Origin of the sequence: Photorhabdus sp. RM71S (assembly GCF_042879355.1) — a bacterium.
Classification (GTDB): domain Bacteria; phylum Pseudomonadota; class Gammaproteobacteria; order Enterobacterales; family Enterobacteriaceae; genus Photorhabdus; species Photorhabdus kayaii.
Genome location: NZ_JBHFKV010000004.1, coordinates 132,707 through 155,354 on the forward strand (window position 1 = coordinate 132,707; position 22,648 = coordinate 155,354).

Here is a 22,648-nt window from a genome sequence, read left to right on the forward strand (position 1 = left end):
TTTTTATATTATGAAGAATGTAAATAAGGTCTGTGTTGGCCTTGATTTCTAGATGAAATTAACTCATGACAAAGATAAGAGTAGGTGAGCGATGAATATTATGATAACAAATTTCCATACAGGTAATGGCGGTGGTCATACAACATATATCATGAATATAGTTAAATATTTTGATTATAATAAAGGGAAATTGTTGATTGCTTGTCCACCTGAAAGCAGATTGTACAAAGAACTTACCAGTTCCGGGTTTAATAATGTTGTTCCTCTTTATTTTTTCTGCAAGCTTAATAAACTCAAACAACTCGTAACAACCTGTAAGGTTTTGTCACAAATTATCAGAAGACAAAAAATAGACATAATCCATACTAATGGAACTTCTGACAATAAAACCGCTATCCTCGCAAGGATATTTTTCGGAATGAGATGTAAAATAATCTATACAAAACATAATCATTACCCTGTATCTTGGTTATCCAAAATCAGGCTGAAAAAATTTAATGAAAGAATTATTTTCGTGAGTGACTCCACTAGAAATCAATGCTCTTCTTTTATCTCTGATAAACAGGCTGTTACTATAAAAAATGGTATTGATACCGATAAATGGAAAACTGAACATTCAGTTATAGAAAAAGGGAAAATAACACTTATTTCCTCTGCTGGAACCGCTGAACACAAAGGGTGGTATTTTTTGATAAGATGTTTGGTAAAAAATAAAGAGCTATCTGATAAATTTCGTATAAGAATTATTGGACGTACTCCTCACCAAGAAGATATAGATAAATTAGTGGATGCTCCTTTCTCTCACATCGATGTTGAATTTACGGGTTATATTAATGATGATAAAGAAATTATTAATTATATGAAGAATGCTTCTATAGGGTTTGTTTTATCTACTGATTGTGAAACTATCAGTTTTGCTTGCAGAGAAATGATGGCTTGCAGTTTGCCTGTTATTGTCACTGATTTCGGAGGATTACCAGAAAATATTGATCATGGTGTTAATGGTTGGATCACAAAAGCAGGGGATGAAACATCAATATATAATGTTTTAAATTTGATTGCTAATTTATCATCTCAAGAGTTAAAAGAATTATCTAAAAAAGCTAGGGAAAAAGCAGTTAATGAGTTTGATGTGAGAAAAATGGTTTCAGAAACGATAAGTACTTATAGTTCTGTTTGTAACGCTTAAATTTAAAAATTTACGGCCTGGGGAGCAGGCCGTTGTTATTTTACTTTGGTTGTTCAGGCCAGATAATTTTTGATGCTAATGAAGTATCAATGCGATTAAGTGATACTCGATACCTTTTCCATTCTAGTAATAGGGCTTTTTCCTCGTTAGTTGCTATTCCTAAATCAATAGCATCCTGCAAAGGCTGAATTACCTCATTTGCAGCAATCATTTTTTCTGACTTTTGGTTCTTTGCCTGCTGTCGTTGTTCCTCCAGTGTATAAATGCGCTTAATGATTTTATTACCGTCAAAAAACCACCCATCTGTGATAATTATCCCCGTTGGTACATATTCTGATGCAAGTTCAGCAACGGATAAATAGATAGGGAATAAACTAGATATATCCTTTGATATTGAAGTGATAACACCATCTTTATTGAATGTGAATTTGACAGTTTCTTCTAAAAATTTTTCTTGAATCTGATACCAGTCATTGCCTTTATCATCTCTTAAGTATTGAACACAAGATATGCCATCTTCTGGAATATAAGGAGTAAAAATACCAGTTTTCATAATGTCACCCTAGATTGAGGAGATTGTTACCCAAATACCATTTATGTATGCTTGTACAGGGCGATAATGTACACTGGCAAGGTGCTGTCTTCCTGAACTCCACATTACTGTACCCAAGCCAACAAGGACATGCCCAGAAGGAGCAGACCAGTCTTTTGTCTCGTTTGTCCATCCTCCTTCTGTCACCCAACTTCCAAGTCGTAAATTAATCACCCCAACATTGTTCTTCAAGGCGTAGCGATTATCGCATTCACCTGTGGTATATGCACCTAGCTCACCCGGTGACGGTTTGTTTGCAGCACTATAGACACGAATACTTGGGTATTCATACACACCTCTACCGGAAATAGACCCGGTGGCATCCACATTCCCATCCAAAACACCACCGGATTTTGGGTATGCACTTTTCGCCAACTCCACCGTTTCCACTAAACCAAGGTTTTTTATAATTCATTAATAGGTAGTAATCTTTGCCAAGACAGCTTCCTGGAGCATTGAACGAGGCTAAGATACAGTAAAAACTGGGCAGATTTGCGTATCAATAAATAACCAAAATGACGATTGAGTAGAAGAATATTGTGAGTGGCGAAAATGCAATCACATTTGGTTCATAAAACAGCCATTTGAAAGGTTAAATGCACTGGTAAAATACACAGCATTTCAAGTCTGTTAATTTATACAGTACACTTTTTCAAATTACGGAGCTTATTACATCGGGGAAAATTTATTGGTTAAGAAATATCAACAAACAAATTGTACTTATTAAATTTTCCATCAACCAAGATAAACACGAAAAAGGCCAGCAAATGCTGGCCAGTTTTAAAGATTTATTTGTTAACTTTAAAATCATTAAAAGATATTGGGCTTCTGTTACCCGCTTGATCTAAGCCATATACACAAAAGCGTACTGGGGAATCTTTCTTTTTAAGAGAAATTGGGATTCGTCTATAAATAGAGTAACCTGTGTCATCATCGCATTTTGTGGATTTTAATGGGCCTGATTTTATACGTAAGTCAACAATTTCATAGACGTTAAAAATAGGATCAACAATCCAACTATCTTCTGTTTCAAAAACTAATCTTGTTGTTGGTTTTATTGTCGGAGGTGTGTCATCAATTTCACGTAATTTTATTGATGCGTTAGACGTACTCTGCCAGCTTTTATTTGCAGAATGTTGTCCAATGACACACATGGCGTAAATCCCTTCTTTGGAAGGAACAGTAAGTTTTTCCAGCGGTTGTGTAGTGACTGGAATAGGTTTGCTGTATCCTTTAGGATCTGAACAATCAATATTACTCGCAAGTCCTCCTTTATAGCGAATATTATCAAAACCCTGCTCCTCAAGATGTAAATTCCAAGTGGCAGGTTTGTTGTTAACTGTGCTTTTAGTAATCAGTGGGCCGCCAGCGTTAATAGTGATCCCTTTTCCATCATCAAATTTACTTAAATCCAGTTTTCCATCAGGGGTAAATGCACGTGCAATTTTATCAACAGGAATATAATAGCTGGCACCTTCACGTGAGAAACCCTGATTCTTAACCAGTTCACAAGGCCGATTAAGACCGCATCCCGTGTAATTTCGATCGACGGTGGTATTTAATACACCAATTATTTTAGATTGATCTTTCAATATAACCGATGAACCAGAAGTTCCTCCCGCAACACCGGCGCAATTAACAGAAATTGCCGGAGACCAAGCCCATATGCCTTCATACAAAAGAGAGGTTTTTCCAGTAATGGAGCAAGCCGAATAGCGTAGATAGCGTTTATTACCCTCTATGCCATTGCCCGGAATGTGAGCAAGTTCAATCGGTTGGCTTTCTGATGGTGCATAATCTTTTTGTAAAGTCACCGGCAGTATTCCGCGATTTGCCAACTCACCATAAGTTGCTTTAAGTCTGAAAACTGCAAGGTCACCGTCTTTCATTGTTGCGTATAAAACCCTATCAACACCAACAGGTTGGTGTTTATTGATTAAGTCAATAAAGTAATTTGGTGTGTATGTCCAACCAGGACCTACAGGTTGATCAATCACGACTTCATTAGTATCTAATGAAGAGTCAAAACAATGGCCTGCGGAAAGAATAAGGGCTTGTTGATTGGCATCAGGGGTTTCTGAACCGGCAATAAGTGTCGCGGTACACAGACCACGACCGCTTAGTTTTCCCACATGCTTAAATCGCTCAGCGCCCGGATCGGTAGATTTTAATAGCGGAGCTTCGTTGCTGGTATTGTCTTGCAGATCAGCAATATGTTTGCTGTTATTTTCGGGAAGTGCTTGTACAAAACAACTTGTTGACATAATCCCTGTAATAAGTGTAGCTAAAAAGGTTTTTCTCATGTTTTTACCTCATGTTGTTTACATTTTTAATCTTTCCATGTAATGGAAACAGACATTCAATGAAGAAAAAATTATCGCTAAGTGTTTTTTAAAACTTTAATAAATCCTCTATATGAGTATTTAATGTTTACTAATTTATGAATTAATAGACAGTTTTTTTAGCGCATAAGATCATTCTATTGAGTGCCTGTTATCCATAGCCAATAATAAATAACATAAAAATCAGCTAAATAGTTTTATATACTGCAATAGAGCTATAACGTTCAATGGAACGAGAATTGGCTATAAAGGTTTTTCTGGTATAAATTCGTTGTTATAAAGGATGAGTTGATTAAATGAGAGTTGAACTCCAGGAGAATGTATATTTATTCGTTGTTACTAAATTTATCACCCGGAGCATTTGTTATGGAATAATAAAAGTGTTAGTAAAATAATTGTAGTCTTGCCGGAATGAGTTTTAATTCAGTTTGCAGTGTTTTTAAATAGTCAATAGCAATAGTGGCTAAAATGGGATAAAAATCATTTTCTAGTTTGGTTGTCTGCATCAATTCCAGATAACGGTAAGCCCAAGGTAGTAAGTGCTGTTCTAACAATGTACGTGCAGCAGGTTTATGCCCTTGTTCTAAAATATAAACTAAGGCCAGCAGCATCAGACCGAATTGATCTTCGGGTTCCCGTTGTTTACTGGACATGGCGATATTCTGTTTTGTCAGAAATTCCCGGTAAGCCAGCGTGCTTTCACCTGATAACGAGTTTTCTCGGTCCAGATAAACCGATCCCCAAGGTGGGGCTGGCATAACACCTTGCCCTTCGAACAAGATGGAGTAGTCATATTGTAGAGATTCGACTGAGAAGCTAGAGAGCTTTTTCGTCAGATTTTCTATTGTGCGGTTATTTGACCAGGGAAATAATTTATCAATATCGATAAGTAAGGGAATTAGTGGACGGACTTGTTCTGATTTCGGTGAGTAATAAAAACAGGCGCCAATAATGCGAGGTACAGCAGTATCTAATAACATGGAAAGTTCTCATTATGATTGGGTTATACCGATGGTGTAAGCAGCATAAACACATCATAAGCTTATATGTTATGAATAGATAGTTGATTATGATCAACGATTAATCTGTTGTGGTGTTGCTACTATCTTTATCACCAGATTGACGGTGGATTTTGTTATAAATCGTATAAGTTTATCGCCGAAAATAATAAAATTAGCCGCTTTATTGGTATGGGAAATATATATTTAATCTGCATTTTAATTTAATGAATTTAATAAGGTTATTATGGTAAAAGTGAATATATATCATTAGTTATCTAATAATTTAATAACTTGAAAAGTAGACCACGTTAAAAATAAATAAACCCTATGGATTTCAAGATGCGTCTCGGCGGCAAGGGAGCGAATCCCCGGGAGCATAGGTAACTATGTGACTGGGGTGAGTGAGTGCAGCCAACAAAGAGGCAACTTGAAAGATGACGGGTATAAACCGCCGTTAGGTTAATACCGCACCTTAATGGTGTGGTTGGGAAGGAGGTGAAAATCCTCCGCAGCCCCCGCTGCTGTGATGCTGACAACTCCGCTGATGCCACTGGTCGGAAAGACTGGGAAGGTTGCGGGGAAGGATGACGCTAAGCCAGAAGACCGACCTGACAGGCACGAGACATTAACTCCTTCGGTGGGAAGCGAGTTGTCATCCAAGTGGTGTGCGCAGTGTTGGCACGTCTTATGGGCGCTCCTTTTCCGATCGACATATCGGGAATTTTCTATGCAATGGTCAGGTAGGAAGGCATTTGTTATCGCGGGTACGGGTAGTGGCTGTGGTAAGACTACGGTTACTCTTGGCATTTTGCGGGCATTGATGTTGAGAGGGTTGACTGTCCAGCCGTTTAAAGTGGGGCCCGATTATCTGGACAGCGGCTGGCACAGCTCTGTGTGTGGCGTAGCATCGCGTAATCTTGATGCATTTATGCTGCCAACAGCAACGCTTAATGGTCTTTATAATCAGCATATGCGTCATGCTGATGTAGCGGTCATCGAAGGTGTGATGGGGTTGTATGATGGTTATGGTACCAACCCAAACTATTGCAGTAGCGCTGCAATGGCTAAGCAGTTGGGATGCCCGGTGATTTTGTTGGTAGACGGTAAGGCTGTATCGACTTCTGTTGCCGCAACGGTTCTGGGTTTTTGTCGTTTTGATCCCTCTCTAACGATTGCGGGCGTCATTGTTAACCGCGTCAATTCTGAAAATCATTTCGAACTTATTCGTCATGCGATTGAACATTATTGCGGTGTTCCTGTTCTAGGGCGTTTACCCGTGATGAAAGATGTGTCGTTACCGTCTCGTCATCTTGGCCTTATTCCTGCTCAAGAGCAGGTGGACAATGATGCTCGCTGGCAGCGGCTGGCTCAACAGGTGGAGGCGCATATCAATCTTGACCGTCTGTTGGCGCTTTGTGACTGTCCTGTTTTACCCCCAGGTGAGGCACCATCATTGCCTAATCCCGCACTGGCTGATGGCTTGACGCTAGCGTTGGCAGATGATGAGGCCTTTAATTTTTATTACCCCGATAATCTGGAGATGTTGGAACGGGTGGGGGTACGTATTCACCGTTTTAGTCCACTGCATGATCGCCGTTTACCCGATTGTCAGATGATTTATCTCGGTGGGGGCTACCCGGAAATCTATGCCGCTAAGTTGGCCGCCAATAGTGCCATGCGGGAAGCTTTACAGGATGCGCATTGTCGTCAAGTTCCCATTTATGCTGAATGCGGTGGCCTGATGTACCTTGGTAAATCGTTAACCGATGGCGAGGGGGCGAGCCACCAGATGGCCGGTATTCTGCCGGGGGAAAGCCATATGGGTACGCGGTTGATGCGCTTTGGTTACTGTCAGGCACAGGCCCGTTTTGACACTTTGCTGGCCGCAGAAGGTGAGATTTTGCGGGGCCACGAGTTTCATTATTCTGATTTTATCAGCTCAGTGCCCTCAGTCTTTGACTGTACTAAATGGCGTGACGGGATGGCAATACAGCAATGGGCCGGAGGCTATCAGGTACAGCAGACACTGGCTAGTTATCTTCATATCCATTTTGCTCAGCGCCCTAGTCTGCTTGATCGCTGGTTGAGGTCTGCAAGGAGGCTGTTGTGACACTTGCTGCCTGGTTTGCTGCTTTCTTGCTCGATAGCTGGTTAGGTGATCCGCCGCATTGGCCTCATCCGGTGCGTTGGATTGGTAAGCTGATCTCTCTGGTACAGCGGGCGGTTCGGCGCTGTTGTCACAGTGAACGTGCATTGAAAGTTGGTGGAGCAGGGCTATGGATAGTGGTTGTGGGGCTGACTTGGTTGGTGAGTTGGGGGTGTCTATGGCTGATGAACCTTATTCATCCTTGGGTCGGCTGGCTGGTTGAAGTGTGGATGATTTATACCCTGTTGGCTGGCCGTTGTCTGAGTGACGCCGCGCTAGAGGTACATGAGGTATTACAACAAGGCTCATTGGATGAGAGTCGTCAGCAATTGTCACGGATTGTTGGGCGCGATACTTCCCAACTAGATGCACCGCAAATCACCCGCGCGGTGGTGGAGACGGTGGCGGAAAACAGCGTTGATGGGGTTATTGCTCCACTGTTTTTTCTAATGATTGGTGGTGCGCCGTTGGCAATGGCTTATAAAGCGGTTAACACCCTTGATTCAATGGTGGGGTACAAAACGCCGGAATACCGCGCCATTGGGTATGTTTCCGCTCGCATGGATGATCTGGCGAATTGGTTACCGGCGCGGTTGAGTTGGCTGTTATTGAGTGCTGCAGCCTGGTTCATCCGGCTTGATTTTCGTCAGGCTCTGCGTATTGGCTGGCGTGATCGTTATCAGCATAGCAGTCCTAACTGTGGCTGGCCGGAAGCGACGGTTGCGGGAGCCTTGGGTATCCGCCTTGGTGGTTCAAATTGTTATTTTGGTGAACGAGTAGATAAACCTTGGATTGGTGATGAACGCCGTAAAATCGCGCTGATGGATATCCCGCGCAGTATCCATTTGATGATGATAGCTTCGCAACTGGCCTTACTGTTGTTTGCGCTGTTGCGTTTACTGTTGGTCGGAATGGCTTAGAAAAGGGCAACAATATGAACTACCTCCAGAAACCTCAGCAAATTGAACAGAATAGCTTTGCAATCATTGGCGATATTATTGCCAGTGAGCGCCCTGATTATCGTTTTGTTGATGAGATGCAAGAAGCGGTAATTAAACGGGTGATCCACACCACTGCAGATTTTGACTGGTTGGATATTTTATGGTTCTCGCCGGGTGTGCTGGCCCGCATGACAGAGGCATTGAGCCGGGGATGTACCTTGTATACCGATACTACGATGGCTCAGTCCGGTATCAACAAAGCACTGTTACATCAGATGGGGTGTGAATGCCGCTGCTATATCAGTGATCCGCGTGTAGTAGCGATGGCGAAAGCGCAGGGTATTACGCGTTCTATGGCCGCGGTAGATGTCGCATTGGCGGAAGAAGGCGACAAAATCTTCGTGTTTGGTAACGCCCCAACCGCGCTGTTCCGTTTGCTGGAAAGGCAGGCTTTGCCATTGGCGGTGGTTGGGGTGCCTGTTGGTTTTGTCGGTGCGGCGGAATCGAAAGCCGCTTTGATGCAAAGTGAACTGCCTTGTATCGCTGCCTCAGGTCGTAAAGGGGGAAGTAATATCGCGGCGGCGATTATCAATGCCATTCTGTACCGATTGCGGGAGGCACAATGAGTGACACCATGCAACTAGACAGCATCTGGCATAACGGTAAGCAGTATCGCAAAGGTTATACCACGGGTTCTTGTGCTACCGCTGCCGCCAAGGTTGCCGCATTAATGGTGCTGCGTCAGCAAGTTATTGATCATGTTTCTATTGTGACACCTTCTGGTGTGACATTACGCCTTAACGTTGAACAGCCACTGATTGAAGGCCAGCAGGCGACTGCTGCTATCCGTAAAGATGGTGGCGATGATGTAGATGCCACTCATGGCATGTTGATTTTTGCCCGCGTCACTTTATGTGATCACGGTGAGATCCATCTGCGTGGTGGGGAAGGTGTGGGTACGGTTACCCGCAAAGGTGTCGGATTAGCGGTAGGCAGCGCTGCGATTAATCGTACACCGCGTCAGACTATTGAGGCAGCGGTACGGGAGGCTATTGGTCCTTTACGGGGCGCGGAGGTGGAAATTTTCGCGCCGGAAGGTGAAGAGCGGGCAAAGAAAACTTACAACGGGCGCTTGGGGATACTTGGCGGCATTTCCATCATTGGTACTACCGGCATCGTCACGCCAATGTCGGAAGAGAGTTGGAAACGTTCGTTGGCGATAGAACTGGAAATGAAACGTTCGGCGGGTGCTGAAAAGGTCATTCTGGTACCGGGCAATCATGGTGAACGTTTTGTGCGTGAACAATTGGGGCTTGATGGTCAGCTAGTGGTAACCATGAGTAACTTCGTGGGTTACATGTTGCAGGAAGCGGTACGGCTTGGGTTCCGCCATATCATGTTGGTGGGACACCCCGGCAAGTTGGTGAAAGTGGCCGCAGGAATTTTCCATACCCACAGTCATATTGCTGATGGCCGTATGGAAACGTTGATTGCTTATCTGGCACTGATGGGGGCGTCGCAGGAACTGCTGTTAGAGGTGAGTCGTTGCGATACCACGGAAGCGGCAATGGAACTGATCACAGAACACGGCTTGCAAGAGGTTTATGACCGTATTGCCGAACGCATTTGTGAACGAATGAGTGAAATGTTGCGTTTTGCGGTTAACCCACCGCGCTGTGATGCCATCATGTTCTCCTTTGATAATCAAATACTTGGCACCAGTCGCCCATTAAATGACATTTTGGAGGCAATGCGATGATCACCGTAGTGGGAATTGGTCCCGGCGATACTGCGTATCTGATACCGCAGGCACAGCACTATATCACTGAGGCGGAGGTATTGGTTGGTGGTAGACGTCACCTGGAGATATTTAGCGGTGTCACCCACGAAACCCGCGTACTGGACGCTGATCTTGCCAGTTTGCTTGCTTGGCTACAGAGCAACAGTACACGCCGGATTGTGGTATTAGCGTCTGGTGACCCGTTGTTATATGGCATTGGCAAATTATTGTCTGAATATTTTACCGCAGATGATCTGCGCATCATTCCGGGTATCAGTTCAATTCAGTATTTGTGTGCCAAAGCTGCACTGGATATGAACGATATCTATCTGACCAGCAGTCACGGGCGTACCCCGGATTTTAGCTGGCTTCTGCAACACGACAAAGTAGGCATGGTAACTGATGGGCGCGTCGGCCCGCGGGCAATTGCGGAGGCCATTATTGAGCGTGGCCTGAGCCGTACATTGATTATTGGTGAAAACCTCTCTTTGCCTAATGAGCGTATTCACCGTCTGCGGCCGGAAGCGGTGGCGACTGACTATGACATGAATGTGGTGGTGATCCTAAATGAGAGATGATGAATTTTTACGCGGACAGAAAGTGCCGATGACCAAAGAACCCGTACGTGCATTGGCGCTGGAGCGGCTGGAACTGAATGATGCTAGCCAATTGATTGATGTGGGGGCGGGTACGGGCAGTGTGGCATTGGAGGCGGCGTTACGCTTCCCGGCGTTAACCGTTACTGCCATTGAACGTAACCCGGCGGCACTGGCCTTGATTGAGGAGAATCGTCAACGACTAGGTTGTCATAATGTGGAGATTATTGCAGGAGAAGCTCCGTTAGCATCGGATGTGATGGCGGATGCCGTATTTATTGGTGGCAGTGGCGGGCAATTGACCGCTTTGATCGATTGGGCACTGGATCACATGTACCCCGGTGGCCGCTTGGTACTGACTTTCATTTTGTTGAATAACCTAAATGATGCACTGGAACATTTGCGGACCTGTCAGATCAGTAATTTGGAGTGTATACAGCTACAAGCATCTACTCTGGCGTCCCTTGGTAATGGTCACTATTTCAAACCGAATAATCCGACTTATCTAATTTCCTGTTACAAGGAGAAGATCGATGTCTGAATATTTTGATCCTCGAAAAGTGTGGTTTGTCGGGGCCGGACCGGGTGATAAGGAGTTGATCACCTTAAAAGGTTACCGTTTGCTGCAACAGGCACAGGTGGTGATTTATGCCGGTTCGCTGATTAATACCGAACTGTTGGATTATTGCCCGCCAGAGGCTGAGTGTCATGACAGCGCCGGCCTGACGTTGGAACAGATTGTTGCACTGATGGTCGATGGTGTACGTGCGGGTAAACTGGTAGTGCGACTGCAAACCGGCGATCTCTCGTTGTACGGTTCCATACGCGAACAAGGGGAAGCTTTGACCGATGCGGGCATTAGTTTTGTCTCAATACCGGGTGTCAGTGCTTTTCTTGGGGCAGCAGCGCAATTAGGGGTGGAGTACACCGTACCGGAAGTGGCGCAAAGCTTGATCATTACCCGAATTGAAGGGCGCACACCGGTGCCGCCGCTCGAACAGTTAGAATCCTTCGCTGCTCATCAAACGTCAATGGCGATTTATCTTTCTGTACAGAAGATGAGGCATGTGGCCGCGCGTCTTCAAGCCGGCGGCTATCCGGCAACGACGCCGGTCGCGGTGGTATACAAAGCGACCTGGGATGAAAGCCTAACTGTGCGCGGGACGTTGGCGGATATCGCTGAAAAAGTACAGGCTGCGGGTATTCGTAAAACCGCTTTGATTTTGGTCGGTGCTTTTTTGGGAGAGGAGTACCACTATTCCAAGCTTTATGATGCGGGGTTTAGCCATGAATATCGCCGGGCATGAGTCGATTGCGGTGTTCTGTCTGACTCCGGGAGGGGTCAGACTGGTACGTCGGTTGAAAACTCATCTTCCTCTGACCTGTTTTACCAGCGAAAAGTTGTTGGAGCCGGGGTTTACGCCTTTTAATGGCAGCTTTGGCGACACGTTGCGCGAGGCATTTAAACACTATTCAGCGTTGGTAGTAGTAGCGGCGCTTGGCATCACGGTGCGCATGCTTGCGCCACTGATAAACGACAAAATGCATGATCCCGCCGTAGTGGTGATTGATGAAGGTGGTCAGCATGTTATCAGCTTGTTATCCGGTCATGTGGGTGGCGCTAATGCATTGACTCACCATTTGGCGGAGTTATTAGGCGCTGATCCGGTGATTACAACCGCCACGGATGTTAACGGGATGGCGGCGCTGGACACCCTTGCCACTCAATTAGATGCCGATATGCAGGATTTTCGCCACGTGGTGAAGGTGATAAATCAAATGCTGGTCAGTGGTCAGAAAGTAGGGCTGTGGTGGGATGAGCGACTACTTAGTGAACGCGAGCGGTGTGATACCCGGGGTTTTGTCCCGGTAGCGTGTCTGGATACATTACCAGCGCTGGATGCGCTGGTGTGTATCACATTGCGAGATTCATTGCCGGAATTGTCTCTACCGGTTTACAAACTGGTGCCGAAGCGTGTTGTGGCCGGGATCGGTTGTCGCCGGGATACGCCATTGCAAACAGTGATTGAGCTATTGCAGCAGCAGATGGTGGAAAACCATTTCGATCTGATGGCGTTACGTGCCATCGGCAGTGTTGTGATTAAAAAGGATGAACCGGCGCTCAATCAGCTTGCACAGCGTTGGCGTGTACCGTTTGAGTTGTTCAGTGTTAATGAGTTAAGTCTTCATGAACAACGTTTTCCTGCTTCCGATTTTGTCCGCCAGACGGTAGGGGTTGGTAGTGTTTCACAACCCGTCGCCTGGTTGATGAGCGAAGGAAAATTGGTTGGTCGGACCTTGCGTCAGCAGGGCGTCACTATCACTTTGGGGGTATCACAATCATGTTAACAGTAATCGGTATTGGGCCAGGCAATGAATCCATGATGACACAGGAGGCCATTGAGGCGATCCGCGAAGCTGAAATTATTGTCGGCTATAAAACCTACACCCATTTAGTTAAGTATCTGACGATGGATAAAGAAGTGATTAAGACCGGTATGTGCAAGGAGATTGAACGCTGCCAGAAGGCGATCGATTTGGCACTGTCCGGCCGTAAAGTCGCTTTGATCAGCAGCGGTGATGCGGGAATCTATGGCATGGCGGGTTTAGTGCTGGAATTGGTTTGCCAGCAACAGTGTGATCTTGAAGTTAAGTTGGTCGCCGGGATCACCGCCAGTATTGCTGCTGCGTCGTTGTTGGGCGCACCGTTGATGCACGATTTTTGTCATATCAGTTTAAGTGATCTGTTAACGCCGTGGCCGATGATTGAAAAACGTATTATTGCCGCCGCACAAGCCGATTTTGTTATTTGTTTTTATAACCCACGTAGTCGTGGCCGGGAAGGGCATCTTGCCAAAGCGTTTGAACTTATGCGGCCGTGGAAAGCGGCGCAAACACCGGTTGGCGTAGTAAAAGCGGCGGGACGTAAAAAACAGGATAAATGGATTACCACGTTTGGCGAAATGGATTTCTCCCCGGTGGATATGACCAGTCTGGTAATCGTTGGCAATCAAACGACCTATTGCCGTGATGGATTGATGATCACGCCACGGGGGTATGAATTATGAGCCATCCGGCTATCCATGTTTTTGGCGGTACCAGCGATGCCCGGTTGCTCTGTCAGGCACTAGACGCAGCAGGAGCACGTTATCGTCTCTCTGTTGCTACTGATGCAGGGAAACAACTGGCGGGTGATATTCAGGGAGAGGTAGTGGTGGGGCGAATGGATGCCGAGGCGATGGTGGATTACTTTGATCAGCATAAGGTACGTTGGGTGATTGATGCTTCTCATCCTTATGCAGATGCACTAAGCCAAAATGTGCTCACAGCTTGTCGTCGTTTATCACTGCGGCTTACTCGTTATCAGCGTCCCAGTGAGATTGACTTACTGAGCCATCCATTGTTGCACAAAGTAAATAGTATCGAGGCGGCTTGCGACGTTGCCCGGACACTAGGGCAACGGATCTTGCTCACCACTGGCAGTAAGCAATTGGAGCTGTATCAGCGTTTACTACCGGGAAAAACGTTGTTGGTGCGGGTATTGCCGACCGCCGAGGTATTGATTCAGTGTGAAGCGTTAGGATTGGGGGTCGATCATATTATCGCGTTGCGTGGGCCATTTACGGCTGAATTCAATCATGCAGTGTATGAATTTTGTCACCCTGATGTGGTGATCACAAAAGAGTCTGGGGCCGAGGGGGGATATCAACAGAAAGTGGCTCCCTGTCTGGCACTCAATATTCCCTGTATTGTGGTGTGCCGTCCTACACAGACTTTACAGGGAGATGACGGAGAGCAGATTAGTTCGCTGGATGAGTTTGTCCAACACCTCGCCAATTGGCAGGAATAATGAGGGCAATAAAATGAAAAAAGCATTATTAATCATCAGCTTTGGTACCAGCTATCATCAAACCCGACAAAAGAATATTGATGTCTGTGAACAACAACTGGCAGCAGCTTACCGTGATCGCGATCTATATCGTGCATTCACCTCAGAGATGATCATCCGTAAATTAAAAAAACGTGATGGTTTACAGGTAGATAACCCACGTCAGGCGTTGGAGCGTTTGGTCAATGAGGGGTATCAGGATGTGGCTATTCAATCCCTCCATGTCATCAACGGTGATGAATATGAAAAGATTGTCAGTGAAGTGCGTACCTTTAGTGATCATTTCCAACGATTAGTAGTAGGCACACCGCTGCTTAACAGTTTTGCCGATTATCAACAACTGCTTATTGCCCTGAAAAGTCAGATGCCGCTATTAGCCGAGGATGAGCGGGTGGTGTTTATGGGACATGGTGCAACCCATCATGCCTTTTCTGCTTACGCGTGTCTTGATCACCTGATGAATTCACATAATTTCCCGGCGTTGGTTGGCGCGGTGGAGAGCTACCCGGAAATCGATAATATCATTATCCGCTTGCGGCGACAGGCGGTGCGTAAAGTACATTTGATGCCATTAATGATGGTGGCTGGCGATCATGCGATTAACGATATGGCATCGGATGAGCCGGATTCGTGGCGTTCTCAATTAGAAGCGGTTGGGATCAAAACGCAATCTTGGTTACAGGGATTAGGTGAAAATCCATTAATTCGCCAGATGTTCGTTCAACACTTGACAGACGCATTACAGGCAGATCAGCGGGAGGTGGTGTGATGAATGGAAAACTTTATGCTATAGGTGTTGGTCCGGGAGCGAGTGACTTGGTGACCGTGCGTGCAGCGCGAATACTCGCTGGCCTTGATGTGCTTTATGCCCCTGCCGGGCGTAAAGGAGGAGATAGTCTGGCGCTCTCCATCGTGCGTGAATACCTGCTACCTCACACGGAAATTCGTACCTGCCATTTTCCGATGAACAGTAATGGCGAAGAGAAACAGGCGGTATGGGATGAAGTCGCGCAACAGTTACAAGATGAAGTAGCGCAAGGGCGGCAAGTGGGTTTTATCACGTTGGGTGATGCCATGTTGTTTAGTACGTGGGTCTTTTTGCTGGCGCGAATTGGTCAGCAAGAGTGGTTGGAAATTGTCCCGGGTATCACCTCTTTTGCCGCGATTGCCGCACGTACCGTATTACCACTGGCGATGGAACAGCAATCAATGGCGATAATGTCTTGCACTGCGCCGGAAGCTGAGCTGGAACAGGCGCTGCAAACGCATGATTGCGTGGTGCTAATGAAAGTTTATAACCGTTTTGCCACCGTGAGTACATTGTTGGCGCGCCTGAATTTATTTGAACATGCCCTATTAATGGCGGATGCTACATTGCCAAGTGAGCAGTGCTGGCGCCGTTTGGATCAGGTGGACGTCGATCAGAAATTACCTTATTTCTCCACCATTTTGGTGAATAAACAGTGGCATACTGAGAAATAAGTGCTTGAAAGGTAGCTAAAGCTGCATGGCGAATGGAATCGCGGTTGTAAAAACTGAGGAGCAGCTTTTTGCTCTGCTACACCAATATAAAGGAGATAGCATGATGGGCTTGTCTTTAATGTTGCAGGGTACAGCATCCGATGTTGGGAAAAGTGTACTGGTTGCAGGATTGTGCCGTATCTTTGTTCAGGATGGTTATCGCTGTGCGCCGTTTAAATCACAGAATATGGCGTTGAATTCTGGTATCACTAGTAACGGTGAAGAGATGGGCAGGGCGCAGATTTTTCAGGCAGAGGCGGCGGGTATCGAGCCTGATGTGCGGATGAACCCGGTATTGCTTAAACCCACCAGTGAGCGTAAGGCGCAAGTTGTGTTGATGGGAAAAGTAGCCTGTAGCATGAATGCGGTGGAATATCACCAATACAAGCCCAGTTTACAGCAGCAAATTTGTGAGGTTTTTCACAGTCTGGCGAGTGAATATGACGTCATTGTGCTGGAAGGGGCTGGCAGTCCGGCGGAGATTAACCTGCGAGATCGAGATATTGTTAACATGGGAATGGCGGAGATGGTGGATGCCCCTGTGTTGTTGGTCGCGGATATCGATCGCGGCGGCGTATTTGCGGCCATCTATGGCACATTGGCACTGTTGCGCCCGGAGGAGAAAGCGCGGGTAAAAGGGGTGATCATCAATAAATTCCGAGGTGATGTCAGCCTGCTCCAGCCGGGTATTGAACAGATTGAAGCTTTAATTGGAGTGCCTGTATTGGGTGTCATGCCTTGGTTGAATATTGATCTGGAAGATGAAGACGGCGTAGCGCTACAAACGGGCAAATATGATGGCGCAACAGAAAAAGCGCTGGATATTGCGGTGATTCGTTTGCCTCATATTGCTAATTTTACTGACTTTAACGCGCTGGTGGTGCAACCGGATGTTCGCTTGCGTTATGTGACTCAACCATCCGCGTTGCAGCCGTCGGATCTGATTATCTTGCCCGGTAGCAAAAACACATTGGGAGATTTGCAATGGCTGAGACAGAACGGGTTAGCGGATGCCTTGTTGACGGCACATCAGGCTGGTGTTCCTGTTATCGGTATCTGCGGTGGTTATCAAATGCTGGGGAAACGGATCATTGATGGGGTGGAATCGGGCATTGAACAGATGGATGGCCTTGGACTGCTGGATATGGAAACCCGCTTTGCCGATGAAAAAGTGACAACCAGAGTAAATGGTAAGTGCTTGTCGGCATTGCCGGGCCTGCTATCAGACTGCATTGAGCAGCCTATTCGGGGTTATGAAATTCATATGGGCAATTCGTTATTAGGGGCGGATGCAATACCGTTTGCCTGTATTACTGAGTGTAACGGCCGGTTGGGTAGCTGGTGCGATGGTGCGATTAATCGAGAGGGTAGCGTGATGGGCAGTTATATTCATGGCTTATTTGATAGCGCTAATTTTACCCGCGCTCTACTTAATGCTCTGCGTCAGCGCAAAGGATTGGCGGCTTATCAAGGGGAAACACTGGATTATACCCACTACAAACAGACGCAGTTTGACCTGCTGGCGAAAGCCATGCGTGAACATCTGGATATAGAACGGATTTATCAGTGCATGAAAACCCATCGACAAGGTTCGGCTCCGTGATCTTAATCACTGGGGGGGCTAGAAGTGGTAAAAGTGCGCTGGCAGAGAGGCTGGTGGCACAAGCGAGTGAACAGGTATTGTATATTGCGACTGCTGTAGTGACAGACAGTGAAATGGCTGAACGTATACAACTGCACCGCGAAAATCGGCCGGCTCATTGGCGTACATGGGAAGGCTATCGCGATCTCGGTGCAGTTATCACGACGCAAACCCGGCCGGGAGAAGCGGTTATCTTGGAATGTATCACCACCTTAATTACCAACCTATTATTTGAGCAAGCTGGAGAGACGCCACCTGAACACATGGACTTTGCTGTATTGGAGGTGGGAATTCAGCAGCAAATTAGCGATCTGTTAGCGGCTTGTACTTGCATGACTTCCCCGATATATCTGGTCACTAACGAATTAGGCATGGGCATTGTGCCGGAGAACCGTCTGGCCCGCCATTTCCGCGATATTGCCGGAAGGGTTAACCAGCGGCTGGCGGCGGCTGCCAGTGAAGTATTTTTGATGGTATCGGGAATTGAGGTAAAAATTAAATGAATCTGCGCTTGTTTCTTGCCACCTTACAATTTATGACTCGCATCCCGGTACCATCGCGCTGGACACGGGGATTAGAAATCGATCAGTACGTGCGTGGTATAGCGAGTTTCCCATTGGTTGGATTGATTGTCGGTATGCTTTCGGCGGTGGTTTTTACCTTGCTGGCGCCTTGGTGTGGCGCGCCCTTGGCGGCGCTGGGTTACGTATTAGCGCTGGCGCTATTAACCGGGGCTCTTCATCTTGATGGTTTAGCGGATACCTGTGATGGCGTGTTTTCTGCCCGTAAGCGGGAAAGAATGTTAGAGATTATGCGTGATAGCCGTTTGGGAACAAATGGTGGGTTGGCATTGATCTTGCTTATTTTGGCGAAAGTGCTGGTGGTAAGCGAATTATCTTTGCGTGGTGCTCCTATGTTAATGGCTTTGACTGCCGCATCTATTGCGGGTAGGAGTGCGATTATCTTGTTAATGTACCGCCAGCGTTGTGCTCGTGAAGGAATTGGGTTGGGGAATCTCTATATCGGTCGGGTTAATGGTTATCAGACACTGTTGACATTGTTAGGTGGGGCAATGTTGATTGCTCTACTGATGCGCTGGTTTGGTGTGTTGGCATTGGCGATTACGTTGTTGGTTATCGGGTTGCTGGCGGTGTATCTGCATCGACGATTAGGCGGTCAGACCGGTGATACCCTTGGAGCGTCAGTGGAAGTTGGGGAGTTGGTGTTTTTACTGGCGTTACTGTGAGTAACTTCCTAACAGAATGTCCAACTCCCTATTCTTACGCCAATCATTAGCTGGCTGAAAGAATAACAGTAATAGGTGCGTAATGCTTACGGGCGGAAATCTGGCGACTTTCCCAGCGATCATGAGCTGCTTGGAGGTTAATCCAAAAATCCTCGTCCGTTTCAAATAAACCGGCTAATTGTGTGGCCTCTTCGACGGACAGGCGCCGGGAATTATTCACAATCTGACCGATAACTTTACGAGAAACACCCATCGCATTTGCCAACTGCTGTTGAGTTATTTTCAAGGGTTTCAAAAACTCTTCAGTCAACATCTCGCCTACAGTAGTAGGTTCTGCTGTTCTGGTATCCATAAAGTTTCCTGTGAAATCCAAGAGGAATAATAAAACCGTATTTACTTCACGTTTTCTGCCTTTCTTCTTTTTTGTCAGTATCAATCTTTGCTCATTGGCTTGTTGTTGGAGGTTCTGACCGTTTGATCTGTAACCTCCGCATATGCTGAAAGCGTTAGCTTTGAGTGGTATGGCAGGCAGAAAACAACAAGGCAATCGGGCATTTTTATAACAATAGGTTTAGGTCTTTTAGCTGGCATAGTTTATTCTTCCCAAGTCCTTATCCGAATTTCGTCGTACTTTAAGGTCTCCAGGTGGAGGCTTCAACATGAGGATGATCTCCTATGGGAGTCTTGTCAAACAGTTATGCGGAAAAACTTAAACTCATTAGAAAAGCAGAGGGGCTAACGCAAGTCGCATTTGCAAAAGAATTAGGATTGGGTTTGCGTACTGTAAAAAATTATGAAACGGGGCATAAAGATATACATACGTTGGGGGTGTGGTGGGTTCCCCTTTGTTTATAAGTTAAGAAACTCATTAAACGAAAACATTTATGATAGTGATTAAATGAAAGACAAAAACAAACTTATTAAGAAGTTGGAAACAATAAATGCTGATACTTTCTTCAAGTTCTTGGACGCGAAGAAAGTAACTCGAATATGCCCGATGTGCCACAGTATTGGTGAGCAAGTTATTGCTGAGACAAGCAAAGCTGTGGTTGCTGACTTGCTTCATGGGCAATCGGTTAGCAAAACATTTGTTACTTTTTTTAGACACGCACCAGAACAACCTACCGACAGTGATGCTAATTATTATTATAAACTCAGTTGTGATAATTGTGGCTATATTACCACTCATGAGGTCAGATCTGTGCTTCATTGGTTGAGTCAGCAAGAGAAAGGATCACATGATGAGTAATATATCTTATATGAATAGTACTAAACGTAAAGGGGGTGATGATATGGATACTACCCGTAATGATGGCGGTGATGGTGGCAGTTTAGAGCCAAGAGTGGCGCGTCTTGAATCAGATGTCATGCAAATAAAGATAGAGTTAACCAAGCTAACAACTCGATCTGAAGAGTTTGCGACAAAAGGCGATCTACATAAAGAAATCAGTGCACAGACGAAGTGGTTAGCTGCAACCATAATTGGTACCGCTGGGTTGGCATTAGCTGTGGCTCGTTATTTGTTTGGGTGAAATTTTTGGTAGGTATTTTGTGAGTGTATCCAAACTGGGTAGCGGGCAGTACCTTGCTGATGTTCGCCCGCAAGGGCAAGCATATTCGTAAGCGCTTCGGCACAAAGTCCGAAGTGCAACATATGAACGTTGGGTAATCGCTACCCAAAACGGTATTAAATCAATGATTCCCAATCTAGCAAAAAGGCTGGCGGGACATGTACTACGATACACATTCGCAAGTCATTTTATGATGAATGGGGGTAACATGCTAAAAAACGAGTCTGAATCTACGTGTTTCTGAATTAACCGCTCTTAAACACATCTGAGGTTGAGTAACGACGATGCGACTATTTTTGGTTCGGCACGGTCAAACAGAAGCGAATCTGAGCGGTGTTTTCTGTGGTATGACGGATGTGGAGTTGACTGAAACGGGAATCAATCAGGCTCGGAAAGTTGCTCACTATCTATCGGCAGTGACATTTTTACAAGCGATAAGCAGCACGTTACGGCGGGCGCGCCATACTGCGGAGATTATTCTGGCCGATCATTCGCTATCAGCTAGCATTGATGCTCAACTCAATGAGATGCATTTCGGCGCATGGGAAATGCGCCATCACCGTGATTTACAACATGAAGACGCTCAAGCTTGGGCTGCCTGGTTAGCAGATTGGCAACAGGTATCCCCGACCGGGGGTGAAACTTTTCCGACATTTGCGGCCCGGATAGAACATGTGGTTCAGCAACTGCTGATACAAGAAAGTCAGGATAATCTGTTATTAGTCGCGCATCAGGGGGTATTGGGCTTGTTACTGGCGCGTCTGCTGGCTATGCCGCCTGCTGCTATGTGGCATTTTCATTTTGAACAGGGAGCATACAGTGTCGTGGAAATCCAACATGGATTTACGACATTGCGCACATTTAATAGCCGGACTGACTGGCTGCCTGAGATACGGAAATAACACCATGCAAACATTGTCATCGATCATCAATACTATTGTGCCATTGGATAACGTTGCGATGGCGCGTACTGCTACCCGATTGGATGGGCTGGTTAAACCGACAGGTAGTTTCGGACGTCTGGAACATCTGGCGATTCAGCTTGCCGGAATGTGGGGACTATCGGGCCATCATATTGATCGTAAACAGATTATTGTGATGGTTGCTGATCATGGGGTTTATGACGAAGGCGTGACCATATCGCCTAAGTCAGCGACGGCTATTCATGCGCAGAATATGATGAAAGGGTGCACCGGTGTTTGCGTGCTGGCGGCAAATACGGGTGCTGATGTGAAAGTTGTGGACGTAGGCATTGATAGTGATCCGTTGCCGGGATTAGTGAACATGAAGATGGGGCGTGGCAGTGGCAACATTGCTCAAGGGCCGGCGATGAGCCGTCAGCAAGCAGAAGATCTATTGCTGGCAAGCGCACACCTGACGCTGGAACAGGCTGCAAATGGCGTGAAACTGTTTGGTGTGGGCGAATTGGGCATGGCGAATACCACACCGGCGGCGGCTGTGGTCAGTGTTTTTACCGACAACCATCCACAACAGATCGTAGGCATTGGAGCTAACTTCCCCAGAGAACGCCTGCATCACAAAGTGGCGGTTGTGCAACAAGCGATTGAAATCAATCGACCTGATGTCAGAGATGGCATTGATGTGTTGGCGAAAGTCGGTGGTTATGATTTGGTGGGGATGGTGGGCGTAATGCTTGGCGCGGCCTCTGCCGGGCTGCCGGTGATTCTGGATGGATTCCCTTCTTACGCGGCGGCGTTGGCTGCTTGTCGAATTGCTCCTGATGTGCGTCATTATCTGATCCCTTCGCATTTATCGGCGGAGAAAGGATCAATCATTGCGTTGCAACACTTGCACTTGGAGCCTTATCTACATTTGGACATGCGTTTGGGGGAAGGCAGCGGTGCTGCGTTGGCTATGCATCTGGTGGATGCGGCTTGTGCTATGTATAACAATATGGGGCTACTTGCTGAAAGTAATATTGTGTTACCGTTTTAATTGTCAGGACAATTTAATAACCAGCATTAATAAGAAAATAAAAGAGTTTGTTGCTGGCAGGTTTGAAATGCTGTCAATTCCACTGTTTCATTGAATGATGACTTATATACGATGAATTCGTATATCGTATTCCTTTTACTTCACTGATAAATTTCAGTGTTTAACTGTTCATGGAAAATGTTAAGTTAAATTTCACAAGTAAAATCACTTGTTATATATGCCGCCAAATAACAGTA

At 46.0% G+C, this 22,648-nt stretch carries 26 protein-coding genes and 1 riboswitch; of the genes, 21 read left to right on the top strand and 5 right to left on the bottom strand.

Annotation, left to right across the window (positions count from 1 at the left end):
• Positions 1 to 91 precede the first annotated feature (91 nt).
• The gene (locus ACGF5R_RS03820) at positions 92 to 1,189 is read left to right on the top strand and encodes a glycosyltransferase family 4 protein (RefSeq protein ID WP_262981171.1); all 1,098 of its coding nucleotides are present in this window, start codon (positions 92 to 94) and stop codon (positions 1,187 to 1,189) included.
• Positions 1,190 to 1,229: 40 nt separating this feature from the next.
• Here ACGF5R_RS03820 and ACGF5R_RS03825 read toward each other — a convergent pair whose 3' ends face one another.
• The 4 genes from ACGF5R_RS03825 to ACGF5R_RS03840 form a co-directional block, all read right to left on the bottom strand.
• Positions 1,230 to 1,742 carry a tail fiber assembly protein gene (locus ACGF5R_RS03825; RefSeq protein WP_262981172.1) on the bottom strand — a complete coding sequence of 171 codons (513 nt, stop codon included), beginning with the start codon at positions 1,740 to 1,742 and terminating at the stop codon, positions 1,230 to 1,232.
• Positions 1,743 to 1,751: 9 nt separating this feature from the next.
• Positions 1,752 to 2,156 (bottom strand): hypothetical protein, encoded by a 405-nt coding sequence (locus tag ACGF5R_RS03830; RefSeq protein WP_387689834.1) that lies wholly within the window; start codon positions 2,154 to 2,156, stop codon positions 1,752 to 1,754.
• Between the two features lie 413 nt (positions 2,157 to 2,569).
• Positions 2,570 to 4,084 carry a trypsin-like serine peptidase gene (locus tag ACGF5R_RS03835; RefSeq protein WP_387689836.1) on the bottom strand — a complete coding sequence of 505 codons (1,515 nt, stop codon included), beginning with the start codon at positions 4,082 to 4,084 and terminating at the stop codon, positions 2,570 to 2,572.
• 422 nt (positions 4,085 to 4,506) lie between these two features.
• Positions 4,507 to 5,103, bottom strand: coding sequence for a molecular chaperone (locus ACGF5R_RS03840; RefSeq protein WP_262981217.1), 597 nt, complete (start codon positions 5,101 to 5,103; stop codon positions 4,507 to 4,509).
• Between the two features lie 460 nt (positions 5,104 to 5,563).
• Positions 5,564 to 5,751: riboswitch (cobalamin riboswitch) on the top strand.
• A 100-nt stretch (positions 5,752 to 5,851) separates the two neighbouring features.
• On the opposite strand from ACGF5R_RS03840, the gene ACGF5R_RS03845 reads away from it, so the two are divergent.
• The 15 genes from ACGF5R_RS03845 to cobS all read left to right on the top strand — a co-directional run bounded on the left by ACGF5R_RS03845 (position 5,852) and on the right by cobS (position 18,885).
• Positions 5,852 to 7,234 (top strand): cobyrinate a,c-diamide synthase, encoded by a 1,383-nt coding sequence (locus ACGF5R_RS03845; protein WP_387689838.1) that lies wholly within the window; start codon positions 5,852 to 5,854, stop codon positions 7,232 to 7,234.
• Complete coding sequence (gene cbiB / locus ACGF5R_RS03850; RefSeq protein ID WP_112878623.1) at positions 7,231 to 8,190, top strand: adenosylcobinamide-phosphate synthase CbiB; 960 nt, start codon at positions 7,231 to 7,233, stop codon at positions 8,188 to 8,190. The genes ACGF5R_RS03845 and cbiB overlap by 4 nt, the downstream gene beginning before the upstream one ends.
• A gap of 14 nt (positions 8,191 to 8,204) precedes the next feature.
• Positions 8,205 to 8,837, top strand: coding sequence for a cobalt-precorrin-8 methylmutase (locus tag ACGF5R_RS03855; protein ID WP_112878624.1), 633 nt, complete (start codon positions 8,205 to 8,207; stop codon positions 8,835 to 8,837).
• The gene (gene cbiD, locus ACGF5R_RS03860; protein ID WP_112878625.1) at positions 8,834 to 9,970 is read left to right on the top strand and encodes a cobalt-precorrin-5B (C(1))-methyltransferase CbiD; all 1,137 of its coding nucleotides are present in this window, start codon (positions 8,834 to 8,836) and stop codon (positions 9,968 to 9,970) included. The genes ACGF5R_RS03855 and cbiD overlap by 4 nt, the downstream gene beginning before the upstream one ends.
• The gene (locus tag ACGF5R_RS03865; protein WP_112878626.1) at positions 9,967 to 10,569 is read left to right on the top strand and encodes a cobalt-precorrin-7 (C(5))-methyltransferase; all 603 of its coding nucleotides are present in this window, start codon (positions 9,967 to 9,969) and stop codon (positions 10,567 to 10,569) included. The genes cbiD and ACGF5R_RS03865 overlap by 4 nt, the downstream gene beginning before the upstream one ends.
• Complete coding sequence (locus tag ACGF5R_RS03870; protein ID WP_112878627.1) at positions 10,559 to 11,128, top strand: decarboxylating cobalt-precorrin-6B (C(15))-methyltransferase; 570 nt, start codon at positions 10,559 to 10,561, stop codon at positions 11,126 to 11,128. The genes ACGF5R_RS03865 and ACGF5R_RS03870 overlap by 11 nt, the downstream gene beginning before the upstream one ends.
• Positions 11,121 to 11,894: a cobalt-precorrin-4 methyltransferase gene (locus ACGF5R_RS03875; protein WP_112878628.1), complete on the top strand. Its 774-nt coding sequence runs from the start codon at positions 11,121 to 11,123 to the stop codon at positions 11,892 to 11,894. Before ACGF5R_RS03870 ends, ACGF5R_RS03875 begins: the two co-directional genes overlap by 8 nt.
• On the top strand, positions 11,875 to 12,936 hold the full coding sequence (cbiG, locus tag ACGF5R_RS03880) for a cobalt-precorrin 5A hydrolase (protein WP_112878629.1): 1,062 nt from the start codon (positions 11,875 to 11,877) through the stop codon (positions 12,934 to 12,936). The genes ACGF5R_RS03875 and cbiG overlap by 20 nt, the downstream gene beginning before the upstream one ends.
• Complete coding sequence (locus ACGF5R_RS03885; protein ID WP_112878630.1) at positions 12,930 to 13,655, top strand: precorrin-3B C(17)-methyltransferase; 726 nt, start codon at positions 12,930 to 12,932, stop codon at positions 13,653 to 13,655. Before cbiG ends, ACGF5R_RS03885 begins: the two co-directional genes overlap by 7 nt.
• Positions 13,652 to 14,437: a cobalt-precorrin-6A reductase gene (locus ACGF5R_RS03890; protein ID WP_112878631.1), complete on the top strand. Its 786-nt coding sequence runs from the start codon at positions 13,652 to 13,654 to the stop codon at positions 14,435 to 14,437. The genes ACGF5R_RS03885 and ACGF5R_RS03890 overlap by 4 nt, the downstream gene beginning before the upstream one ends.
• A 13-nt stretch (positions 14,438 to 14,450) precedes the next feature.
• A complete protein-coding gene (locus tag ACGF5R_RS03895) occupies positions 14,451 to 15,245 on the top strand; it encodes a sirohydrochlorin cobaltochelatase (protein ID WP_112878632.1) in 795 nt (264 codons plus the stop codon).
• Entirely contained in the window at positions 15,245 to 15,958 is a 714-nt protein-coding gene (locus ACGF5R_RS03900) for a cobalt-factor II C(20)-methyltransferase (protein WP_387689840.1), read from the top strand. Before ACGF5R_RS03895 ends, ACGF5R_RS03900 begins: the two co-directional genes overlap by 1 nt.
• A gap of 103 nt (positions 15,959 to 16,061) precedes the next feature.
• A complete protein-coding gene (locus tag ACGF5R_RS03905; protein WP_387689877.1) occupies positions 16,062 to 17,600 on the top strand; it encodes a cobyric acid synthase in 1,539 nt (512 codons plus the stop codon).
• Positions 17,597 to 18,142 (top strand): bifunctional adenosylcobinamide kinase/adenosylcobinamide-phosphate guanylyltransferase, encoded by a 546-nt coding sequence (gene cobU / locus ACGF5R_RS03910; RefSeq protein WP_112878634.1) that lies wholly within the window; start codon positions 17,597 to 17,599, stop codon positions 18,140 to 18,142. The genes ACGF5R_RS03905 and cobU overlap by 4 nt, the downstream gene beginning before the upstream one ends.
• Positions 18,139 to 18,885, top strand: a complete 747-nt coding sequence (cobS, locus tag ACGF5R_RS03915; protein WP_112878635.1) for an adenosylcobinamide-GDP ribazoletransferase — start codon at positions 18,139 to 18,141, stop codon at positions 18,883 to 18,885. Before cobU ends, cobS begins: the two co-directional genes overlap by 4 nt.
• 46 nt (positions 18,886 to 18,931) lie before the next feature.
• Here the strand turns inward: cobS and ACGF5R_RS03920 are convergent, their stop codons facing one another.
• Positions 18,932 to 19,237: a HigA family addiction module antitoxin gene (locus tag ACGF5R_RS03920; RefSeq protein WP_015833758.1), complete on the bottom strand. Its 306-nt coding sequence runs from the start codon at positions 19,235 to 19,237 to the stop codon at positions 18,932 to 18,934.
• 323 nt (positions 19,238 to 19,560) lie between these two features.
• Between ACGF5R_RS03920 and ACGF5R_RS03925 the strand changes: the two genes are divergently transcribed.
• The 5 genes from ACGF5R_RS03925 (at position 19,561) to cobT (ending at position 22,412) form a co-directional block, all read left to right on the top strand.
• The gene (locus ACGF5R_RS03925; RefSeq protein ID WP_112878636.1) at positions 19,561 to 19,740 is read left to right on the top strand and encodes a DNA-binding transcriptional regulator; all 180 of its coding nucleotides are present in this window, start codon (positions 19,561 to 19,563) and stop codon (positions 19,738 to 19,740) included.
• Between the two features lie 43 nt (positions 19,741 to 19,783).
• The gene (locus tag ACGF5R_RS03930; protein ID WP_112878637.1) at positions 19,784 to 20,134 is read left to right on the top strand and encodes a hypothetical protein; all 351 of its coding nucleotides are present in this window, start codon (positions 19,784 to 19,786) and stop codon (positions 20,132 to 20,134) included.
• Entirely contained in the window at positions 20,127 to 20,417 is a 291-nt protein-coding gene (locus ACGF5R_RS03935; RefSeq protein ID WP_052105928.1) for a hypothetical protein, read from the top strand. The genes ACGF5R_RS03930 and ACGF5R_RS03935 overlap by 8 nt, the downstream gene beginning before the upstream one ends.
• 323 nt (positions 20,418 to 20,740) lie before the next feature.
• Positions 20,741 to 21,358 carry an adenosylcobalamin/alpha-ribazole phosphatase gene (locus tag ACGF5R_RS03940; protein WP_387689842.1) on the top strand — a complete coding sequence of 206 codons (618 nt, stop codon included), beginning with the start codon at positions 20,741 to 20,743 and terminating at the stop codon, positions 21,356 to 21,358.
• 4 nt (positions 21,359 to 21,362) lie between these two features.
• Positions 21,363 to 22,412: a nicotinate-nucleotide--dimethylbenzimidazole phosphoribosyltransferase gene (gene cobT, locus ACGF5R_RS03945; RefSeq protein WP_387689844.1), complete on the top strand. Its 1,050-nt coding sequence runs from the start codon at positions 21,363 to 21,365 to the stop codon at positions 22,410 to 22,412.
• The last annotated feature ends 236 nt before the right edge of the window (positions 22,413 to 22,648 follow it).